Origin of the sequence: Mycobacterium sherrisii, from assembly GCF_002102355.1 — a bacterium.
Taxonomy (GTDB): domain Bacteria; phylum Actinomycetota; class Actinomycetes; order Mycobacteriales; family Mycobacteriaceae; genus Mycobacterium; species Mycobacterium sherrisii.
This window is the reverse complement of record NZ_LQPT01000029.1, coordinates 1-18,075: the sequence shown is the minus strand read 5'-3', so window position 1 is coordinate 18,075 and position 18,075 is coordinate 1. Positions and strand designations below refer to the sequence as shown.

The 18,075-nt window shown below is 68.9% G+C and carries 14 protein-coding genes and 3 pseudogenes; 8 read left to right on the top strand and 9 right to left on the bottom strand.

Going from position 1 to position 18,075, the window contains the following annotated elements:
• Positions 1-5: 5 nt before the first annotated feature.
• Positions 6-1,730, bottom strand: coding sequence for a glycerol-3-phosphate dehydrogenase/oxidase (locus AWC25_RS05850; RefSeq protein ID WP_211281021.1), 1,725 nt, complete (start codon positions 1,728-1,730; stop codon positions 6-8).
• Positions 1,723-3,227 (bottom strand): annotated as a pseudogene (locus AWC25_RS05845) (NAD(P)H-quinone dehydrogenase). Before AWC25_RS05845 ends, AWC25_RS05850 begins: the two are co-directional and overlap by 8 nt.
• Before the next feature lie 76 nt (positions 3,228-3,303).
• Between AWC25_RS05845 and AWC25_RS05840 the strand changes: the two are divergent.
• Positions 3,304-3,783: a gamma-glutamylcyclotransferase family protein gene (locus AWC25_RS05840; RefSeq protein WP_044509994.1), complete on the top strand. Its 480-nt coding sequence runs from the start codon at positions 3,304-3,306 to the stop codon at positions 3,781-3,783.
• A 5-nt stretch (positions 3,784-3,788) separates the two neighbouring features.
• On the opposite strand, the gene AWC25_RS05835 is transcribed toward AWC25_RS05840, so the two are convergent.
• Genes AWC25_RS05835 through AWC25_RS05825 form a run of 3 tightly spaced genes read right to left on the bottom strand, consistent with a single transcriptional unit; the run spans position 3,789 to position 6,861 of the window.
• The gene (locus tag AWC25_RS05835) at positions 3,789-4,967 is read right to left on the bottom strand and encodes a M20 family metallopeptidase (protein ID WP_069399857.1); all 1,179 of its coding nucleotides are present in this window, start codon (positions 4,965-4,967) and stop codon (positions 3,789-3,791) included.
• Entirely contained in the window at positions 4,964-6,148 is a 1,185-nt protein-coding gene (locus AWC25_RS05830; protein WP_069399858.1) for a M20 family metallopeptidase, read from the bottom strand. Before AWC25_RS05830 ends, AWC25_RS05835 begins: the two co-directional genes overlap by 4 nt.
• Before the next feature lie 50 nt (positions 6,149-6,198).
• Positions 6,199-6,861, bottom strand: a complete 663-nt coding sequence (locus AWC25_RS05825) for a cutinase family protein (RefSeq protein WP_198166629.1) — start codon at positions 6,859-6,861, stop codon at positions 6,199-6,201.
• Between the two features lie 67 nt (positions 6,862-6,928).
• Here AWC25_RS05825 and AWC25_RS05820 point away from each other — a divergent pair, with 67 nt between their 5' ends.
• Together AWC25_RS05820 and AWC25_RS05815 are read left to right on the top strand one after the other, a co-directional pair.
• Positions 6,929-7,711, top strand: a complete 783-nt coding sequence (locus AWC25_RS05820) for a purine-nucleoside phosphorylase (RefSeq protein WP_142278708.1) — start codon at positions 6,929-6,931, stop codon at positions 7,709-7,711.
• 143 nt (positions 7,712-7,854) lie between these two features.
• Positions 7,855-9,339 (top strand): annotated as a pseudogene (locus tag AWC25_RS05815) (phospho-sugar mutase); the annotation flags it as partial.
• Positions 9,340-9,343: 4 nt separating this feature from the next.
• Here the strand turns inward: AWC25_RS05815 and upp are convergent.
• Positions 9,344-9,964 (bottom strand): annotated as a pseudogene (gene upp, locus AWC25_RS05810) (uracil phosphoribosyltransferase); the annotation flags it as partial.
• 145 nt (positions 9,965-10,109) lie between these two features.
• On the opposite strand from upp, the gene AWC25_RS05805 reads away from it, so the two are divergent.
• Genes AWC25_RS05805 through AWC25_RS05795 form a run of 3 tightly spaced genes read left to right on the top strand, consistent with a single transcriptional unit; the run spans position 10,110 to position 13,300 of the window.
• Positions 10,110-10,928 (top strand): alkaline phosphatase family protein, encoded by an 819-nt coding sequence (locus tag AWC25_RS05805; RefSeq protein ID WP_069399860.1) that lies wholly within the window; start codon positions 10,110-10,112, stop codon positions 10,926-10,928.
• A 48-nt stretch (positions 10,929-10,976) separates the two neighbouring features.
• Positions 10,977-12,275 carry a protein export chaperone SatS gene (gene satS / locus AWC25_RS05800; RefSeq protein WP_085166476.1) on the top strand — a complete coding sequence of 433 codons (1,299 nt, stop codon included), beginning with the start codon at positions 10,977-10,979 and terminating at the stop codon, positions 12,273-12,275.
• 41 nt (positions 12,276-12,316) lie between these two features.
• Positions 12,317-13,300, top strand: coding sequence for a VWA domain-containing protein (locus AWC25_RS05795; RefSeq protein ID WP_069399862.1), 984 nt, complete (start codon positions 12,317-12,319; stop codon positions 13,298-13,300).
• Positions 13,301-13,308: 8 nt separating this feature from the next.
• Here AWC25_RS05795 and AWC25_RS05790 read toward each other — a convergent pair whose 3' ends face one another.
• On the bottom strand, positions 13,309-14,316 hold the full coding sequence (locus AWC25_RS05790; RefSeq protein ID WP_069399863.1) for a VWA domain-containing protein: 1,008 nt from the start codon (positions 14,314-14,316) through the stop codon (positions 13,309-13,311).
• A gap of 47 nt (positions 14,317-14,363) precedes the next feature.
• Complete coding sequence (locus AWC25_RS05785; protein WP_085166475.1) at positions 14,364-15,398, bottom strand: cupin domain-containing protein; 1,035 nt, start codon at positions 15,396-15,398, stop codon at positions 14,364-14,366.
• A gap of 128 nt (positions 15,399-15,526) precedes the next feature.
• Between AWC25_RS05785 and AWC25_RS05780 the strand changes: the two genes are divergently transcribed.
• Complete coding sequence (locus tag AWC25_RS05780) at positions 15,527-16,177, top strand: GntR family transcriptional regulator (protein WP_085166474.1); 651 nt, start codon at positions 15,527-15,529, stop codon at positions 16,175-16,177.
• Between the two features lie 127 nt (positions 16,178-16,304).
• A complete protein-coding gene (locus tag AWC25_RS27650; protein WP_069399866.1) occupies positions 16,305-17,522 on the top strand; it encodes a PPE family protein in 1,218 nt (405 codons plus the stop codon).
• Positions 17,523-17,525: 3 nt separating this feature from the next.
• On the opposite strand, the gene AWC25_RS05770 is transcribed toward AWC25_RS27650, so the two are convergent.
• Entirely contained in the window at positions 17,526-17,960 is a 435-nt protein-coding gene (locus AWC25_RS05770; RefSeq protein WP_085166473.1) for an SRPBCC family protein, read from the bottom strand.
• Between the last annotated feature and the right edge of the window lie 115 nt (positions 17,961-18,075).

The following is an 18,075-nucleotide window of genomic DNA, read 5'->3' as shown; positions in this document are numbered from 1 at the left end:
GCAGCTCAATTCAGCGGGACCGGCTCGAGAATCTCGGCCCGCGCTTCGGGCGCGCTGGCCCGCAATTCGTCGGCCGACACATCGTCGGGCTGCGCCTGCGACAGGATCTCGGCCTCTACCCGGGCGGTGTAGTTGGCGACCTCACGCTGCACATCCGCGGCGCTCCAGCCGAGCACCGGCGCAACGATGTCGGCCACTTCGCGGGCGCAGTCAACGCCGCGGTGCGAGTACTCGATCGAGATGCGCATCCGGCGGGCCAGGATGTCCTCGAGATGCAGCGCCCCCTCAGCGGTGACGGCGTAGAGGGCCTCCACTCTCAGGTATCCGGGCGCCTCGGTGATCGGGGTGAGCAGTTCGGGCCGGTCGACGGCCAGCGCCAGCACGTCGTCCATCAGCGAGCCGTAGCGGTCCAGCAGATGGCGCACCCGGTACGGGTGCAGGCCCACCTGCTCGCCGACGTGCTCGACCTGGTTGATCAGGGCGAAGTAACCTTCGGCACCCAGCAGGCTGACCTTCTCGGTGATCGAGGGCGCCACCCGGGCCGGCACGAACTGCGCGACGGTGTCGATCGCGTCCGCGGCCATCACCCGATAGGTGGTGTACTTGCCGCCCGCGATGGCGACCAGGCCGGGCGCGGGCACCGCGACGGCGTGCTCCCGGGACAGCTTCGAGGTCTCCTCGCTCTCCCCCGCCAGCAGCGGCCGCAGGCCCGCGTACACGCCGTCGATGTCGGCGTGCGTGAGCGGGGTGGCCAGCACGGTGTTGACGGTGCCCAGAATGTAGTCGATGTCGGCCTTGGTGGCGGCCGGGTGCGCCAGGTCGAGATTCCAGTCGGTGTCGGTGGTGCCGATAATCCAGTGACCACCCCACGGGATCACGAACATCACCGACTTCTCGGTGCGCAGGATGATGGCGACGTCGCTGACGATCCGGTCCCGCGGCACCACCACGTGCACGCCCTTAGAGGCGCGGACCTGGAACCGCCCGCGCTGCTTGGACAACGCCTGGATCTCGTCGGTCCACACCCCGGTCGCGTTGACCACGACGTGGCCGCGGACCTCGGCGACCGAGCCGTCCTCGGAATCGCGGACCCGAACCCCCGTCACCCGATCCCCCTCGCGCAGCAGCGCGACCACCTGGGTCGAACACCGCACCACCGCGCCGTAGTGCGCCGCGGTGCGTGCAACGGTCATCGTGTGCCGGGCGTCGTCGACCACGGTGTCGTAGTAACGGATTCCGCCGATCAAGGACGACCGTTTCAACCCGGGACTTAGTCGTAACGCGCCGGCCCGGGTCAAATGCTTCTGCGCGGGAACCGATTTCGCGCCACCGAGGCTGTCGTAGAGGAAGATGCCCGCCGCGGTGTAGGGACGCTCCCACCACCGGTGGGTGAGCGGAAACAGGAACGGCAACGGCTTGACCAGATGCGGCGCCAGCGTGGTCAGCGATAGTTCGCGCTCGTAGAGCGCCTCGCGCACCAACCCGAACTCCAGCTGTTCGAGATAGCGCAGCCCGCCGTGAAACATCTTCGACGAACGGCTGGAGGTACCCGAGGCCAGATCGCGCGCCTCGACCTGCGCGACCTTGAGCCCGCGGGTGGCGGCATCCAGCGCGCAGCCGGAACCGACCACACCGCCGCCGATCACGACGACATCGAACTGTTCAGATCCGAGCCGCTCCCAGGCGGCCGCGCGCTGCTGCGGTCCCAACGTGGACAACGGGTCACTCACGGCAACGGGCTCCTGTTCGGTTACTCGTCAGTAGGCGGGGCACCACCAAGGCTAGTTCGTCCGGCGCCGGACGGCCTGTCCTCAGTCCAGATCGTCGTGCGCCATCAGCCGCCGCGCGGCCTCGGTGATCGAACCGGACAACGACGGGTAGACCGCCAGCGTCTGCGCCAGCTCGTTGACCGTGATGCGGTTTTGCACGGCTACGGCGATCGGCAGGATCAGCTCGGAGGCGATCGGCGCCACCACCACGCCGCCGATCACCACGCCGGTGGACTTGCGGCAGAACATCTTGACGAAGCCCTGCTGCAGCCCGGACATCTTGGCCCGCGCGTTGGTCCGCAACGGCAACATGATGGTCCGGGCGGGCACCGAACCGTCGTCGATCATCGATTGCGGCACACCCACGGCGGCGATCTCGGGCCGGGTGAACACCGTCGCCGCGACCGTGCGCAGCCGGATCGGGCTCACCCCCTCGCCGAGCGCGTGGTACATCGCGATGCGCCCCTGCATGGCCGCGACAGAGGCCAGCAGCAGCAGCCCGGTGCAGTCGCCGGCGGCATAGATGCCCGGCACCGAGGTCCGCGAGACCCGGTCCACGGTCAGGTAGCCACCGGGGCCCAGCTCGATACCGACTCGCTCCAGGCCCAGCCCGGTGGTGTTGGGCACCGAGCCGATCGTCATCAGCGCGTGGCTGCCCTCGACGGTGCGCCCGTCGGCCAGGGTGACCAGGACGCCGTCGCCGGTGCGGGTGACCGATTGCGCGCGAGCGTTTTTCACCAACCGGACGCCGCGTTCGGCGAACGCCTCTTCCAGGACGAGCGCCGCATCGGCGTCCTCGTAGGGCAGCACCCGGTCGCGGCTGGCCACCACGGTCACCGGCACGCCGAGCTCGGTGTAGGCGTGGACGAACTCGGCACCGGTGACCCCCGAGCCCACCACCACCAAATGCTCGGGCAAGCTCTGCAGCGCGTAGAGGTCGCGCCAGGTCAGGATGCGTTCGCCGTCCGGCCGGGCCGACGGCAGCACGCGCGGGCTGGCCCCGGTGGCGATCAGCACGACGTCGGCGTCGTGCTCGGTGACCGTGCCGTCCTCGGCGGTCGCCTTGATGCGGTGCCGGGCCAGGCCGGGGGTGGCATCGACCAGTTCGCCGCGACCGTGCACCACGCGCACGCCTTCGGAGAGCAGTTGGGCGGTGATGTCCGCGGACTGTTCGGCGGCCAGCGTCTTGACCCGCTTGTGGATCTGCGGCAACGAGATCTTGGCGTCGTCGATGTCGATGTCGAAGCCCAGCCGCGGCGCGCGGCGCAGCTCGGTGCGCAGCCAGGTCGACGCGATGAACGTCTTGGACGGCACGCAGTCGTCCAGCACGGCCGCTCCGCCGATGCCTTCGGAGTCGATGACGGTGACGTCGGTGGTATCAGGATGAGACGTGGCGGCCACCAGCGCGGCTTCGTAACCGGCCGGGCCTCCACCGAGGATCACGATGCGGGTCACCACGTCTCCAACCTATCCAAGCGCCACCGGAAGCGTGCGAGTGAATACCGCGTGGATGTCCGGCGTCTAAGCTTTCTGCGTGCCGCTCTACGCCGCGTACGGATCGAACATGCATCCCGAGCAGATGCAGCAGCGCGCACCGCACTCCCCGATGGCCGGAACGGGCTGGTTACACGGGTGGCGCCTGACCTTCGGCGGCGAGGACATCGGCTGGGAAGGCGCGCTGGCCACCGTCGTGGAAGATCCTGACTCGAAGGTGTTCGTGGTGCTCTACGACATGACGCCGGCCGACGAGATGAGCCTGGACCACTGGGAGGGCTCCGAGTTCGGGATCCACAAGAAGATCAGATGCCGGGTGGAGCGGCTGTCGTCGGACACCACCACCGACCCGGTGCTGGCCTGGCTCTACGTGCTCGACGCCTGGGAGGGCGGGCTGCCGTCGGCGCGCTACCTGGGGGTAATGGCCGAGGCCGCCGAAATCGCGGGCGCGCCACCGGAATACGTGCACGATCTGCGGACGCGACCGTCCAGCAACATCGGCCCCGGCACCACGAGCTGAGCCCGCTAGGGCTCGGAGAACATCGCGGACTGCTCGACGATGTTGACCATCACCCGCAGTCCGATCCCCAGCGCCCGCTCGTCGAGGTCGAACGTCGGCTGATGCAGGTCCAGCTGCGGGCCCTCCCCCGACCAGACGCCCAATCGCGCCATGGCGCCGGGGATCTCCTCGAGGTACCAGGAGAAGTCCTCGCCACCGCCGGACTGGCGGGTATCGGCCAGCGCCTCCGGGCCGACGGACTCGATCGCGTGGGTCAGGATGCGCGTCGAGATCTCCTCGTTGACCACGGGCGGCACGCCGCGCCGGTACTCCATGGTGTGTTCGATACCCAGCGGGGCGAGCAGCGCGTCCACGGACTGGCGGATGATCTCCTCGAGCTCGAGCCAGGTGTGCCGGCTCGCGGTGCGCACGGTACCGGCCAGCTCGCCGCTCTGCGGGATGGCGTTGGCGGCGTGGCCGGCGTTGACCGCACCCCACACCAGGACGGTGCCGTTGCGTGGGTCCAGGCGCCGCGACAGCACCCCGGGCACGCCGGTGATCAGCGTGCCCAGCCCATACACCAGGTCCGCGGTCAGGTGCGGGCGCGACGTGTGCCCGCCCGGCGAGTACAGCGCGATGCGGACGTGGTCGGCAGCCGAGGTAATCGGGCCCTGGCGCACCGCGACCTTGCCGACCTCCAGCCGAGGATCGCAGTGCAGGGCGAAGATGCGCGATACCCCGACCAGCGCCCCGGCGGCGATCGCGTCGATCGCGCCGCCGGGCATCAGCTCCTCGGCGGCCTGGAAGATCAGGCGCACCCCGACCGGGAGTTCCGGCACTGACGCCAGGGCGAGTGCGGTGCCGAGCAGGACGGCGGTGTGCGCGTCGTGCCCGCAGGCGTGCGCGACGCCGGCCAACGTGGAGGCGTAGGGGGCGCCGGTCCGCTCGGTCATCGGCAGTGCATCCATGTCGGCACGCAACGCGATCCGCGGCCCGTCCTCCGGGCCGAAGTCGCAGGTCAAGCCGGTACCGCCGGGCAGCACCTTGGGGTTGAGCCCCGCGTCGGCCAGGCGCTCGGCGACGAACTGCGTGGTGGCGTATTCCTGGCGGCCCAACTCCGGATAGCGATGGATGTGCCGGCGCCACTCGATCAGGTCGTCGTAATGGGCCGCCAACCAGGACTCGGCCGTGTCGACCAGGCTCATGCGCGCACCCGTCGTTGCGCCGCCGCCAGCACCCGGTCGCGCTCGGTGCCGTCCTGGGCGAGGTGCACGACCGTGCGGGCCAGCATGACGGCCCCCTCCACCACCGCGCGGTCGGCGCTGGGCCCGGCGGCGGCCGCGGCGAAGGCGCGCTGGTGCACGGTGGCGCCACCGGCGTCGACGCCGATCACCGGGTGGATGCCGGGCAGCACGTGCGTGACGTTGCCCATGTCGGTGCTGCCCATCGGCAGCGTCTTCTCGTACTCGGGCGCGATCGGTTCCCGGCCCAGGCGGCGCATCTCCGCGCGGCAGATTTCGGCCAGCCAGTCGTCGGGCCTGAGCTCGGCGTAGGCCGGTGACGGCGTGTCGATTTCGTATTCGCAGCCGGCGGCCAGCGCGCCCGCGGCGAAGCAGGCGTACGCCCGACCCTCCAGCTCGCGCAGCGAGTCGATTTCGGGCGCCCGCATCGCGTACTGCAGCGTCGCGTTGCCGGGGATGACGTTGACCGCCTGCCCGCCGTTGGTGACGATGCCGTGGACCAGCTGCCCCGGAGCCAGTTGCTGGCGCAGCAGGCCGATCGCGACCTGCGCGACGGTAACCGCGTCGGCGGCGTTGATGCCGAGGAACGGCGCGACGGCGGCGTGCGACTCCTTGCCGCGATAGTCGACGATCACCTCCGACAGGGCCAACGAGCGCGCAGCCGCGATGTCGGTGGGGCCGGGATGCAACATCACGGCGGCGGCGACGTCGTCGAACGTTCCGGCCTCCAGCAGCAGCGCCTTGCCGCCGCCGGCCTCCTCGGCGGGGGTGCCGATCAAGGCCACCGTCAGGCCCAGCTCGTCGGCCACCTCGGCTAGCGCCAGCGCCGTTCCGACCGCGGACGCCGCGATGATGTTGTGCCCGCAGGCATGCCCGATGCCGGGCAGCGCGTCGTACTCGGCGCAGACGCCGACGACCAGCGGGCCGCTGCCGAAATCGGCGCGGAAGGCGGTGTCCAGGCCGCCAGCGGCCTTGGTGACTTCGAAGCCACGCTCGGCCACCAGCGCCTGCGTCTTGGCGCAGCTGCGGTACTCGGCAAACGCGAGCTCGGGCTCGGCATGGATCGCATGCGACAACTCGACGAGCTCAGAACCACGCCGCCGTACCGCGTTCTCCACGCTGTCCAATGCGGAGTGGGTGGGCATCCTCGGATTATCTCACCGACCCGAACCGCGCCCGACCGCCCCGGTAACGGCTACACCCGTCCGGCGATGAAGCTTGCCGCCTGGTCGGGGTAGGGCGCCACCGCGTAGTTGTGGTGCGCGTCGCGGTCCCGGCCGCCGACGACGCAGACCGGGTCGCCGGGGCTGCACAAATCGATGGCGCGGCCGGCGAACTGCCCGGTCGTCGACAGCGGGGTGTCGAACCGGTTACCAGGATTGCCGAACACGGCGACGGCCCGGACCTTATTGGCCAGGTCGGGGTCCAACGCCGGCGCCGACCCGAACTCACCGACGGTGTTGCCCAGCGGCGGCACTCCGGCCAGCATCGACACGGCGGCGGCGCCCTGCGAGAAACCGCCGAGGACCAAATGGGTGGCCGGGCACTGGTCGACCATCGTCGCGATGTGGTCGCGGGCGTCGTTGGCGCCGTCCTCGGTCTGCAGGAAGTTGTAGCTGGCCGGGTAGTTCACCGCGTAGTTGTCGACGGCGCGTCGGCCCAGGGTGGGTTGGAGCGCGGCGAACAGCGCGTCGCCGACCGCGCCGAGACCGGGTGGCTCGTTGGTTCCGCGCACGAAAATAAGTTGGACATTGGGACAATCGGCTCGCGCCGTCGTTGCGGGGCCGCCGATGACCGCGGTCACCGAGACCGCGAATGCAACGACGAGGCCAACGATCGGCCGTCTTCCAAAGCTCATGCGGGAGATATTGGCATACATAGCGAAGCTAAGCTCGTTGAGTGTGACGGACGTTGCACCCGGGGACATGCGGCTTGCGCGCCAAGCCGCCGAGGCTATCCGGGCACGCACCGGAGTGGATCACCACGACGTGGCGATCGTGCTCGGCTCGGGCTGGTCGCCCGCACTCGCCGAGCTGGGTCCGGCGACCGTCGTCCTGCCGCAGGCCGAGCTGCCCGGCTTCGCGCCGCCCCGGGCGGCCGGCCACCCGGGCGAGTTGCTGTCGGTGCGCATCGGCGCCCATCGGGTGTTGGTGCTGGCCGGGCGGGTCCATGCCTACGAGGGCCATGACCTCGGCCATGTCGTGCACCCGGTGCGGGCGGCCTGCGCGGCAGGGGCCGGCATCGTCGTGCTGACCAACGCGGCCGGCGGCTTACGCACCGACATGCGGGTCGGCCAGCCCGTGCTGATCAGCGATCACCTGAACCTGACCGCGCGCTCTCCGTTGGTCGGTGCCCAGTTCGTCGACCTGACCGACGCCTACGCGGCGCGGCTGCGCCGACTGGCCCGCGAGGCCGACCCGGAGCTGACCGAAGGCGTGTACGCCGGGTTGCCCGGCCCGCACTACGAGACGCCCGCCGAGATCCGGATGCTGCAGACGCTGGGCGCCGACCTGGTCGGGATGTCGACGGTGCACGAGACGATCGCGGCCCGCGCGGCCGGCGCCGAGGTGCTGGGCATCTCGCTGGTGACGAATTTGGCGGCCGGCATCAGCGGCGCTCCGCTCAGCCACGCCGACGTCATGGCGGCCGGGGCGGCCTCGGCGGCCCGGATCGGGGCGCTGCTGGCCGCAATCATCGCGCGGATCTAGCACAATGCTTTCGTGAGGGGCTTTCGTGAGGGGCTTTCGTGAGGGGCTTTCGTGAGGGGCTTTCGTGAGGGGCTTTCGTGAGGCTAGCGTGAGGGCTCTCGTGAGGCTAGCGTGAGGGCTCTCGTGAGGCTAGCGTGACGCAACCGCTCAAGTTCGGCACCGCCGGACTGCGTGGTCCGGTTCGCGAGGGTCCGGACGCCATGAACGTCGCGGTGGTGTCGCGGGCGACGTGGGCGGTGGCGCAGGTGCTCACCGCACGCGGACTGGCCGGCGCGCGGGTGATCGTCGGGCGTGATGCCCGGCACGGCTCGGCGGCCTTCGCGACCGTGACCGCGGAAGCCCTTGCAGCCGAAGGCTTTTCGGTGCTACAGCTGCCGGGACCGACACCCACTCCGGTGGTGGCGTTCGCGGTGCGTGACACCCGCGCCGCCGCCGGTATCCAGATCACGGCCTCACACAATCCGGCGACCGACAACGGTTACAAGGTGTACCTCGACGGCGGTATTCAGATCGTTTCGCCCACCGACACCGAGATCGAAGCCGCCATGGCCGCGGCGCCTCCCGTCGACCGCATCCCACGAAAGGCAGTGCGGCCCAGCGACACCGACATCACCGAACGCTATGTGCGGCGAGCGGCGTCGGTCCGGCGGGCCACCGGCTCGGTGCGGGTGGCGCTCACCGCCCTGCACGGGGTCGGCGGCGCGGTGGCGGTCGAGACGCTGCACCGGGCCGGGTTCGGGCAAGTACACACCGTCGGCGCCCAGTTCGCACCGGACCCCGACTTCCCCACCGTCGCGTTCCCCAACCCCGAGGAGCCCGGCGCCACCGACGCGCTGCTGGCGCTGGCCGCCGACGTCGAGGCCGACGTTGCGATCGCGCTGGACCCCGACGCCGATCGCTGCGCGGTGGGCATCCCCACCGATTCCGGGTGGCGCATGCTGTCCGGGGACGAAACGGGTTGGCTCCTAGGTGATTACATTTTGTCCCGGGAGAGGCAGCCGGGTTCTGCAGTGGTCGCCAGCACCGTGGTGTCCTCCCGGATGTTGGCCGCGATCGCCGCCCACTACGGCGCCACCCACGTCGAGACGCTCACCGGTTTCAAATGGCTGGCGCGTGCCGATGCCGCGGTGCCGGGCGGGCGACTGGTCTACGCCTACGAGGAGGCTATCGGCCATTGCGTCGACCCGGTGGCGGTGCGGGACAAGGACGGCATCAGCGCCGCGGTACTGGTGTGTGATCTGGTCGCGGCGCTGCAAGCGGCCGGCCGCTCGCTGACCGACGCGCTGGACGATCTCGCGCGCCGATACGGCGTGCACGAGGTCGGGGCGGTGTCGCGCCGGGTCGCCGACAGCGCCGAGGCCGCGGCGATCATGCAGCGGTTGCGGAGGCGCCCACCCGACCGGCTGGCCGGGTTCGCGGCGTCCGTCACCGATATCACCGACGCCCTGATCTGCACCGGCGGCGACGACGACATCTCGGTCAGGGTGGTGGTGCGCCCTTCCGGTACCGAGCCGAAGTTGAAGTGCTACTTGGAGATTCGCTGCCCACCCGGCGGCGACCTGACGTCTTCGCGGACTTACGCTGCCGCGCTGCGCGCTGAGTTGACTGCTTCGGTGCAACGCTGGTGAAGGTGCGCGGCCCGAACTGACGATCGCCGGCGTCGCCGAGGCCGGGCACGATAAAGGCCGACTCGTTGAGTCCGTTGTCCACCGCGGCGGTGAACACCCGCGCGTTCGGGGCGATTTCCTCAACCGCCGCAATGCCTTCCGGCGCGGCCACGACACAGAGCACGCTGATATCCGTCGCGCCGCGGCACTGCAGCAGCTCGATCGTGTACCGCATCGACCCGCCGGTGGCCAGCATCGGGTCGAGCACCATCACCGGCCGTTGGTCCAACCTGTCGGGCAGCGATTCCATGTACGGAAACGGCTGGTGGGTTTCCTCGTCACGGGCCACGCCGACGAAGCCGACCTGCGCCTCCGGGATCGCCGCGTGGGCCTCGTCGATCATGCCCAGCCCGGCCCGCAACACCGGCACCAGCAGCGGCGGGTTGACCAGTCGGGTGCCGAACGTCTCGGCCAGCGGCGTCCGGATCCGGACGGGCGCCGTGGCCGCGTCCCGGGTGGCCTCGTAGACCAGCATCAGCGTCAGCTCACGCAGAGCCGCCCGAAACCCGGCCGCATCGGTACGTTCGTCGCGCAACACCGTCAGCCGGGCGGCAGCCAACGGATGGTCGATCACGCGGACGTCCATGCGTCCGAGCGTATATAACGATCCGACGTCAGTTGGCTAAAGTGCCGCTGACACGCACGCGCGCCTGCGCCCCGTCCCGTGCCGGCGCTCGTATGCTCCCCCGGTGTTTCGCCAAATTCCAAGTCCCGCAAGGTTGGTCGTCGCTGTGGCGCTGACATGGCTGGCGGCTACGCCGTTGGCTCCGCGGGTGACGGCGGCCGCGGCGCTGCCACGGCCTGCGCACATCGTGATCGTGGTGGAGGAGAACCGTTCTGAGGGACACATCATCGGCAGCCCGCAGAACCCGTTCATCAATGCCCTTGCCAGCCATGGTGCCAACATGGTCCAGTCGTACGCCGAAACACATCCCAGCGAGCCGAATTACCTGGCCCTCTTCGCCGGTAATACGTTCGGCGTGACCAAGGACTCGTGCCCGATCAACGCCGGCAACGCACCGAACCTGGGTTCCGAATTGCTCGGCGCCGGTTACACATTCGTCGGTTACGCCGAGGATCTGCCGGCCGTCGGCTCGCTTGTGTGCAGCGCGGGCAAGTACGCCCGCAAGCACGTACCGTGGGCCAACTTCACCAATGTGCCGCCGGCCAATTCGGTGCCTTTCTCCGCGTTCCCGCAGGGCAATTACGCCGCCCTGCCGACGGTGGCGTTCGTCATCCCCAACAACGACGACAACATGCACGACGGCTCCATCGCCCAGGGCGATGCCTGGCTGAACCGCCAGCTATCCGGATACGCCAACTGGGCGGTGGCCAACAACAGCCTGCTGATCGTGACCTGGGACGAGGACGACGGCGGCAACCGCAACCAGATCCCGACGATCATCTACGGCGCGCACGTGCAGCCGGGCAACTATGCCGAACCGATGAGCCATTACAACTTGCTGTCCACCATCGAGCAGATGTATGGGCTGCCGAAGACGGGTAACGCCGCGAACGCCCCCGCGCTTGCCAGCATCTGGGCGGGATAGCCGCCACCGGGCCGGGCGGGCCCGCCGGTCGTCGCTATTCTGTGCCGCATGGCTGCTGACCTCGTCCCCATCCGCCTGAGCCTGTCCGAGGGTGACCGGTACACGGTGTGGGCACCTCGCTGGCGCGACTCGGGCGACGAGTGGGAGGCGTTTTTGGGCAAGGACGAGGACTTGTTCGCCTTCGAGTCGATTGCCGACCTGGTCGCGTTCGTGCGCACCGACACCGATAACGATCTGGTCGACCACCCGGCGTGGGAGAAGCTGACCGCGGCGCACGCACACAGTTTCGAACCGGCCGAGGATCGGCGGTTCGACCTGGTCGCCGTCGAGGAGTTGGTGGCCGAGAAGCCGACCGAGGAGTCGGTGACCGCGTTAGCGGGGGCGTTGGCGATCGTGTCGTCGATCGGGTCGGTGTGTGAGCTGGCGGCGGTGTCGAAGTTCTTCAACGGCAATCCCAGTTTGGGCACCGTGGCCGGCGGCATCGACCATTTCACCGGCAAGGCGGGCGAGAAGCGCTGGCACGTGATCGGCGAGATCATCGGCCGCAGTTGGGATGACGTGCTGACCGCCGTCGAGGAGATCATCAGCATCCCCGAGGTTGACGAGACGGCGTCGAAAACGGCCGCGGCCGAGTTGGCGCAGGAGCGGGAGGAGCCGCAGGAAGAAGCCGAGCCGCAAACCGCCGACGACGAGGCCCCCGAAGACACCCAAGACACCCAAGACACCCAAGACACCGACGAAAAGGGCGACGAAGAGTCCGGGGTCCGCGCTCCCGGCGACACCGTCGTGCTGGGCGGCGACGAGGACTTCTGGGTCGAGGTCGGCATCGACCCCGTCCGGATCATGACGAGTTCGGGCACGTTCTACACGCTGCGCTGCTACCTCGACGATCGACCCATCTTCCTGGGCCGCAACGGACGAATCAGCGTGTTCCCGTCCGAGCGGGCCCTGGCGCGCTACCTGGCCGACGAGCACGACCACGACCTGTCCGATCTGAGCACCTATGACGACATCCGCACCGCCGCCACCGACGGGTCGCTAGTCGTGGAGGTCACCGACGAGAACATCTACGTGCTCAGCGGGCTGGCCGAGGACATCGCCGACGGTCCCGACGCGGTGGATCGCGACCAACTCGACCTGGCCGTGGAGCTACTGCGCGACGTCGGCGACTACTCCGAGGAGAGCACGGTCGACAAGGCGCTCGAGCTGGACCAGCCGCTGGGCAAGCTGGTGGCTCACGTGCTGGAGCCGGGCACGGTGGACGAGCCCGCCGCGCCGTACTCCGCGGCGGTGCGGGAGTGGGAGAACTTGGAGAAGTTCGTCGAGTCCCGACTGCGGCGCGAATAGCGACCGTTTGACGGGCACCTGGTACTCATCTTTACTAGCGGGTGTCGCTTCCCCTGATCGGACCGCTGCCGCTCTACGGCTTCCAACGACCGGCCCTGTTGCTGTTCGGCCTGATTCCGCTGGCACTGTTGGCCGGGTACGTGCTGGTGCAGTCGCGGCGCCGGCATCGGTTGCGCCGCTTCACCGAAGCCGAGGTGCCGCAATCGATTTGGCGACATCTACCGATAGCGGTCGCGGTGCTCAGCCTGGCGCTACTGACCGTCTCACTGGGCACCCCGACCCACGACATGCGCATCCCGCGCAATCGCGCTGTCGTCATGCTGGTCATCGACATGTCGCAGTCGATGCGGGCCACCGACGTCGAGCCCGACCGGCTCAGGGCCGCCGAGCAGGCCGCCAGCAAGTTCGCCGCGCAGCTGACGCCGGGCATCAACCTCGGCCTGGTCGGGTTCGCCGGAACCCCTTACCTGCTGGTCCCGCCGACGCCGCAACATCAGGCCACCATCGACGCCCTGCAGAAGCTGCAAACCGCTGACGGCACGGCCACCGGGGAGGCCATCTACACGGCGCTGCACGCCATCGAGGCGACCAGCCAGTCCGGCGGGGACACCCCGCCGCCGGCCCGCATCGTGTTGCTGTCCGACGGCGGGGAGAACCGGCCGACCGATCCCGGCGATCCGCACGACGGCGTCTACACCTCGGCGCGTCTGGCCAAGGATCAGGGTGTGCCGATCTCGACGATCTCGTTCGGCACACCCAACGGCAACATCAGCCTCAACGGGGCGCAGATCAAGGTGCCCGTGTCGACGGACCAGATGAAGAAGGTCGCCCAGCTCGCCGGCGGGCAGGCCTACACCGCGTCCAACCTCGACGAGCTCGAAAAGGACTACAAAGCCATCCAGAACGAGATCGGCTACCGCACGGTGCCCGGGCCCGGCGGGGCCGGCTGGCTGCGGCTGGGCTTCCTCACCGCGCTGCTCGCCGCGGCGCTGGCGCTGCTGATCAACCGGCGCTTGCCCGCCTGAAGTCCCGCTCAGGCCGGCAGCCGGCGGTTGAGGATGAGACCGGCCGAGACCGCGCCGGCCATCACGACTGTCCCGAGTAGCACCCACGCCAGGCTGGCGTCGCCCTTGACGGTTTCGTAGCCGATCTGGCGCTGCAGCGTCGAGTAAACCTCCTTGAGCGACTGCAGACTGTCGGCATGGAAGGCCTGGCCGTCGGTGATTTTGCAGATCTCCTGCAGCGTCTGATCGTCGACCGGAACGGGGATCGTCGCCCCCTGATATTCCACCGTCCCGTCGGGCGTGCCGAACGAGATCGTCGAGATCTGCACGCCCGCACCCTTGGCCGCGCGCGCCGCGGTGAAGGCGCCCTGCGGCGCGTTGGGGTCCAGCGGGACGTTTTCGGCGCCGTCCGACTCGAGCACGATGCGGGCCGGCGGCGGACCCTCGCCGCCGCCCATCACCGCCCCGACCGTCGCGATCGCCTGCAGCGCGGTGAAAAGGCCTTCTCCCGTCGCGGTTTTCGGGGCCGGTTGCAGTCCGTCGATGGCCGCCTTGACCGCGCCGCGGTTCGTCGTCGGGGAAACCAGCAGCGTGGCGTTGGCCGCGAATGCCACCAGCCCCAGATTGATGGCCGGTGTCAACTCGTCGGCGAACTGCTTACCGGCCTCCTTCGCGGCGGCCAGCCGGTTGGGAGCGACGTCGGTGGCGGCCATCGACTCGGAGACATCGATCACCAGCATCACCACGGCACGGTTCAGCGGAATCCGAACATCGGTCGTCGGCCCGGCCATCGCCGTGGTGAGCAACACCAGGGACACCACGAGCAGAATCGTCGGCACGTGCCGCCACCGGCTCAGTCGGGCCGGCGCGACCCGTTCCAGCACCTCCATGTTGGCGAATCGCAGGACGCGCCGCCGCCGGGCGAACTGCTGGACCACATACAACCCCGCCAGCAGCAGTACGGCCAGCAGGAACAGGAAGAACCAGCCGTTCTGAAAGCCCGTGAGCGACACCGGACCCAGCAGGGGCAACGTCATGCCACGTCACAGTATTCGTCAACCGGACGCGACGCACAGCGCCCGGCTCAGCCGGCGACGAGGTCGCGGCGCTGGGTGAACTTGATGTCGAGGCTGCGCAGGTGCGTCTGCAGTCCCGCGTCCTGCACCGGAATCAGGTGCGCCGGGTAGTCGGTCTCGTTGTAGTGGGCGTGCCACATGCCCGGCGGCGTGGTGAACGCCCCGCCGGCCTGCCAGTCCACCCGGATCGGCTCGACGATGTTGCCGCGGTCGTCGAGGCGGGTGCCCAGCAGCGTGTAGCAGCCGGTGGGCGGCGCGTCCAAGATGAGGTCCAGCGCGACGGACTGGTGCCGGTGCGGACGCTGTTCCTGGTTGGGCGGCAACACCCCGAACATCGCCCACAGGACGTGGGTGATGGTCAGCGTCTGCTCCTGGTTCTCGTTGGCCAGCAGCACGCTCACACGGCTCTTGTCGTTGGCGCCGGGTCGCGCGGCGATCTCCTCCAGCTTGGCGACCGCGTCGACGCGGCGGAACTTGGTCGCCCGGAACCTCGGCTCACGCGCCTCGGCACCCAGGTAACGCAGCAGCGGCTCGTCGTGCACCCAGTACATGGCCGCCTCGGAGTCGGCGTAGAAGACCGAGCTGACCCCGGCGGGCAGGGTCAAAAAGTCGCCCTTCTCCCACTTGACCAGCCGGCCGTTGACCGCGGCGAACCCGTGGCCGAACAGCACGTAGTACAGCTGCGAGGTGGCGTTCGGACTGGTGTCGATCTGCTCGCCGGCGCGAATCCGCACGAAGTTGGCCAGCAGGGCCGGGCTGGTGGCGGCCCCGGTCTCGACGCCCAGCTCGGTCGACAGGTCCAGGGGGACCACACCGGTTGGCTGATCCAGGTACACGTCCGGTCCGAACTGGGTAATCGGCATGGGCGGGACATGTCCGGAGCCGATCGGGTTTGCGGCCTTGGAGTACTCGAAGTAGCGGGCGTCGTCTGCCCAGTCGACGAACCGGCCCTCGAACCCGAATTCGGACACATCGGTCATCGGCGCGGGAATGGTCGGGTCCAGGTTCACGGGCACGGTGTGGGCCCGGTTCGGAGTGGACATTGCACATCTCCTCACAAATTGAGTGCATTGGTATTTGAATAGTATCTAACTTGTATCTCAGCGTCAATCACGGCCTCGTGTAACGTCATGCACACATGTGAGATACGACTCAGCTACAAGGAGGTGCGGTGGCCGCGACTGCCAAGGATCGGGCCTTGGAGTACGTGAAGAACCAGGTCCTGACCGGCGCGTTTCCCGGTGGGGAGCTGATCAGCGAGGGCGACATCGCCAGTGCGCTCGGCATGTCCCGAACGCCGGTGCGGGAGGCGTTTTTGCGGATGGAGGCCGAGGGGCTGTTGCGGCTGTATCCGCAACGTGGGGCGCTGGTGGTACCGGTGTCGCCCGAGGAGGTGCGCGCGGTCATCGAGGCCCGGCTGTTGCTCGAGCAACACGCCGCCAAGAAGGTGATCGGCCGCGGACCGGCGGTCTGCGCCGCGGTGTTCGAGCGGCTGTCCGGCGAGCTGCAACGGCAACGCACGGCCACCACCGCAAATGACTGGCGGGAATTCCTCGTCGCCGACCGGTCCTTCCACGCCCTCACGTTGGAGGAGTCCGGCAACGGGATTCTGTCGAATTTCTACTCGACGCTGCGCGACCGGCAGATGCGGATGACGGGTGAATCGGCGCTGCGCGACCCCAATCGGGTGTCGACGATCCTGCGGGAGCACTTCGCCATCGCCGAAGCCGTGCGCGACGCCGATCTGCCGCGGGCGCTGGCGGCCGTGCAGAACCATCTCGCCAGCACCGTGCGCGCCATCGGTCTCGCCGACGCATTCTGAGCGCCGGATCGTTTGCCGACACGGTCGCATACACACGCTCAAAAGCACCCAAAACCCAGTCCCGCCATGCTAAAAATCCCATGGGCTTCGCCGTTTTTTACTGGTCCGTCCGAAAGGCAACGACGCCATGGACTTTGGGTTGCTCATGCCGGAAATCAACTCCGCCCGCATGTACGCCGGACCCGGGTCGGGACCGATGCTGGCCGCCGCGGCGGCCTGGGATGAACTTGCGGCCCAGCTGGAATCGACTGCCAGCGGCTACCTTTCGCAAGCCGCAGGACTGGTCGGGCAAGTCTGGTTCGGCCCGTCATCGATGCGGATGACCGCGGCCGTCACGCCCTATGTGGACTGGCTGCAGACAGCCGCCGCGAAGGCCGCCGCGACCTCGGCTCAGGCCTATGCGGCGGCAGCGGCCTACGAGGCGGCGTTCGCCATGACGGTGCCGCCGCCGGTGATCGCGGCCAATCGCGCGGAGTTGATGGCACTGGTCGCAACGAACTTCTTCGGTCAGAACACGCCGGCGATCGCGGCATGCGAAGCCGAGTACGCGCAGATGTGGGCCCAGGACGCCACCGCGATGTACACCTACGCCGCCGACTCGCGGGCCATCAGCACCCTGGCGTCATTCGACGAGCCGCCGCAGACGAGCAACCCGGCCGGGCAGGCCGATCAGGCCCGCGCGATGACCCAGGCCGCGGCCAATCTCACCGGCGCGCGCACCCAATCCTTGGTGCAGCAGGCGGCCACCAACACCATCGGCCAACAGATCCCACCCGGGACGTCGGCCAACGTGCCGCCCCTGAGCATCATCTCGGTCGGGACCAACACGCACATGATCGTCGATGCGGGGTCGGTCACCATGGCACCCACGGGCGTCGCCGGCTTCTTCGAAGTCACTGCCCAAAGCGGCTCGACCATCACCCTCAACCCCGGCAGCATCTTCACCGCCGGAGTCGTCCCACAGTGGGTAAACGTAGCCACCGGCGCCAACGTGAGTGGCGTCGTCACCGTTGGTTCCGAAGGCCTTACCCTCACCCCCAAATTTGCGGTCGGGGCCTTGGGTTTCCTCAACTCGGGCGCCGTCACGCTCGGTCCGGGAACCAGCATCATCACCACCAACGACACCGCTATTGGATTTGCCGGCCTCTCCGGGGCAACCCTGACCAACGCCGCAGGCACCGTCTCCTACATTCCGTCACCCGCGTTGGCCACGGCGGCCAGCTCACCCGGCCTGGCCGGAACGGCCGGCATCCAACCTCAGCTCAACGCCGACGGTCTTGCCGACTGGGCCCGCCGGCTCGTTGCGCCCGCGGAGGAAGCCGCGGCGGCAGCGGCTTTGGGGTAGTGATCACTCGGCGAGCGCCTTGGCGCAGGCCGCAAGAATCGCCTGGAAGCTGGAGCGCAACACCGGCACCGTGAGGCGCTCGGTCAGCTTGCCGCCGCCGCGCGCCGGGATCGTGTAGGTCGTCGACCATTCGACGTGAGTTCCAGCGCCCAGCGGCGACACCGCGATCGTGCCGCCCTCGTGTTCGCTCGCCGGGAATGAGCGCACGACGCGGTAGGAGTAGCTGCGGGGCGCGTCGTAGGCGGTGATCTCCTCCCGCAACCACGCGCCAGCCGCGATGACCTCCCGCACGGCGCCCACGCCCGGGGGCGGCGAATCGCGGCGCCAGGCGGCCTTGAATATCAGCGGCGCCGTGGCCAAGTTGACCGGATCTGCCAACCAGTCAAAGACCCGCTCCGGAGACGCGGCGATCGTGTGCTCCACATGGAGGGTGACCATCAACCCAACCTAGCCCGCACCAACCCGCTCGCAGAAGCGTGTCGGCTTGTTGCCTCACGTCAAGATGCGCGCGAAGGGTGGTTTGTTGCCTCACGTGCGCGTGCGCGCTTGGTGA

Excerpts from the sequence above, each read along its gene's own strand:
- AWC25_RS05830 (WP_069399858.1), bottom strand. The coding sequence starts at position 6,148 with ATGCCCACCCACTCCGCATTGGACAGCGTGGAGAACGCGGTACGGCGG.
- AWC25_RS27650 (WP_069399866.1), top strand. The coding sequence starts at position 16,305 with ATGGACTTTGGGTTGCTCATGCCGGAAATCAACTCCGCCCGCATGTAC.
- AWC25_RS05825 (WP_198166629.1), bottom strand. The coding sequence starts at position 6,861 with ATGAGCTTTGGAAGACGGCCGATCGTTGGCCTCGTCGTTGCATTCGCG.
- AWC25_RS05790 (WP_069399863.1), bottom strand. The coding sequence starts at position 14,316 with ATGACGTTGCCCCTGCTGGGTCCGGTGTCGCTCACGGGCTTTCAGAAC.
- AWC25_RS05770 (WP_085166473.1), bottom strand. The coding sequence starts at position 17,960 with ATGGTCACCCTCCATGTGGAGCACACGATCGCCGCGTCTCCGGAGCGG.
- satS (WP_085166476.1), top strand. The coding sequence starts at position 10,977 with ATGGCTGCTGACCTCGTCCCCATCCGCCTGAGCCTGTCCGAGGGTGAC.
- AWC25_RS05820 (WP_142278708.1), top strand. The coding sequence starts at position 6,929 with ATGCGGCTTGCGCGCCAAGCCGCCGAGGCTATCCGGGCACGCACCGGA.
- AWC25_RS05835 (WP_069399857.1), bottom strand. The coding sequence starts at position 4,967 with ATGAGCCTGGTCGACACGGCCGAGTCCTGGTTGGCGGCCCATTACGAC.
- AWC25_RS05785 (WP_085166475.1), bottom strand. The coding sequence starts at position 15,398 with ATGTCCACTCCGAACCGGGCCCACACCGTGCCCGTGAACCTGGACCCG.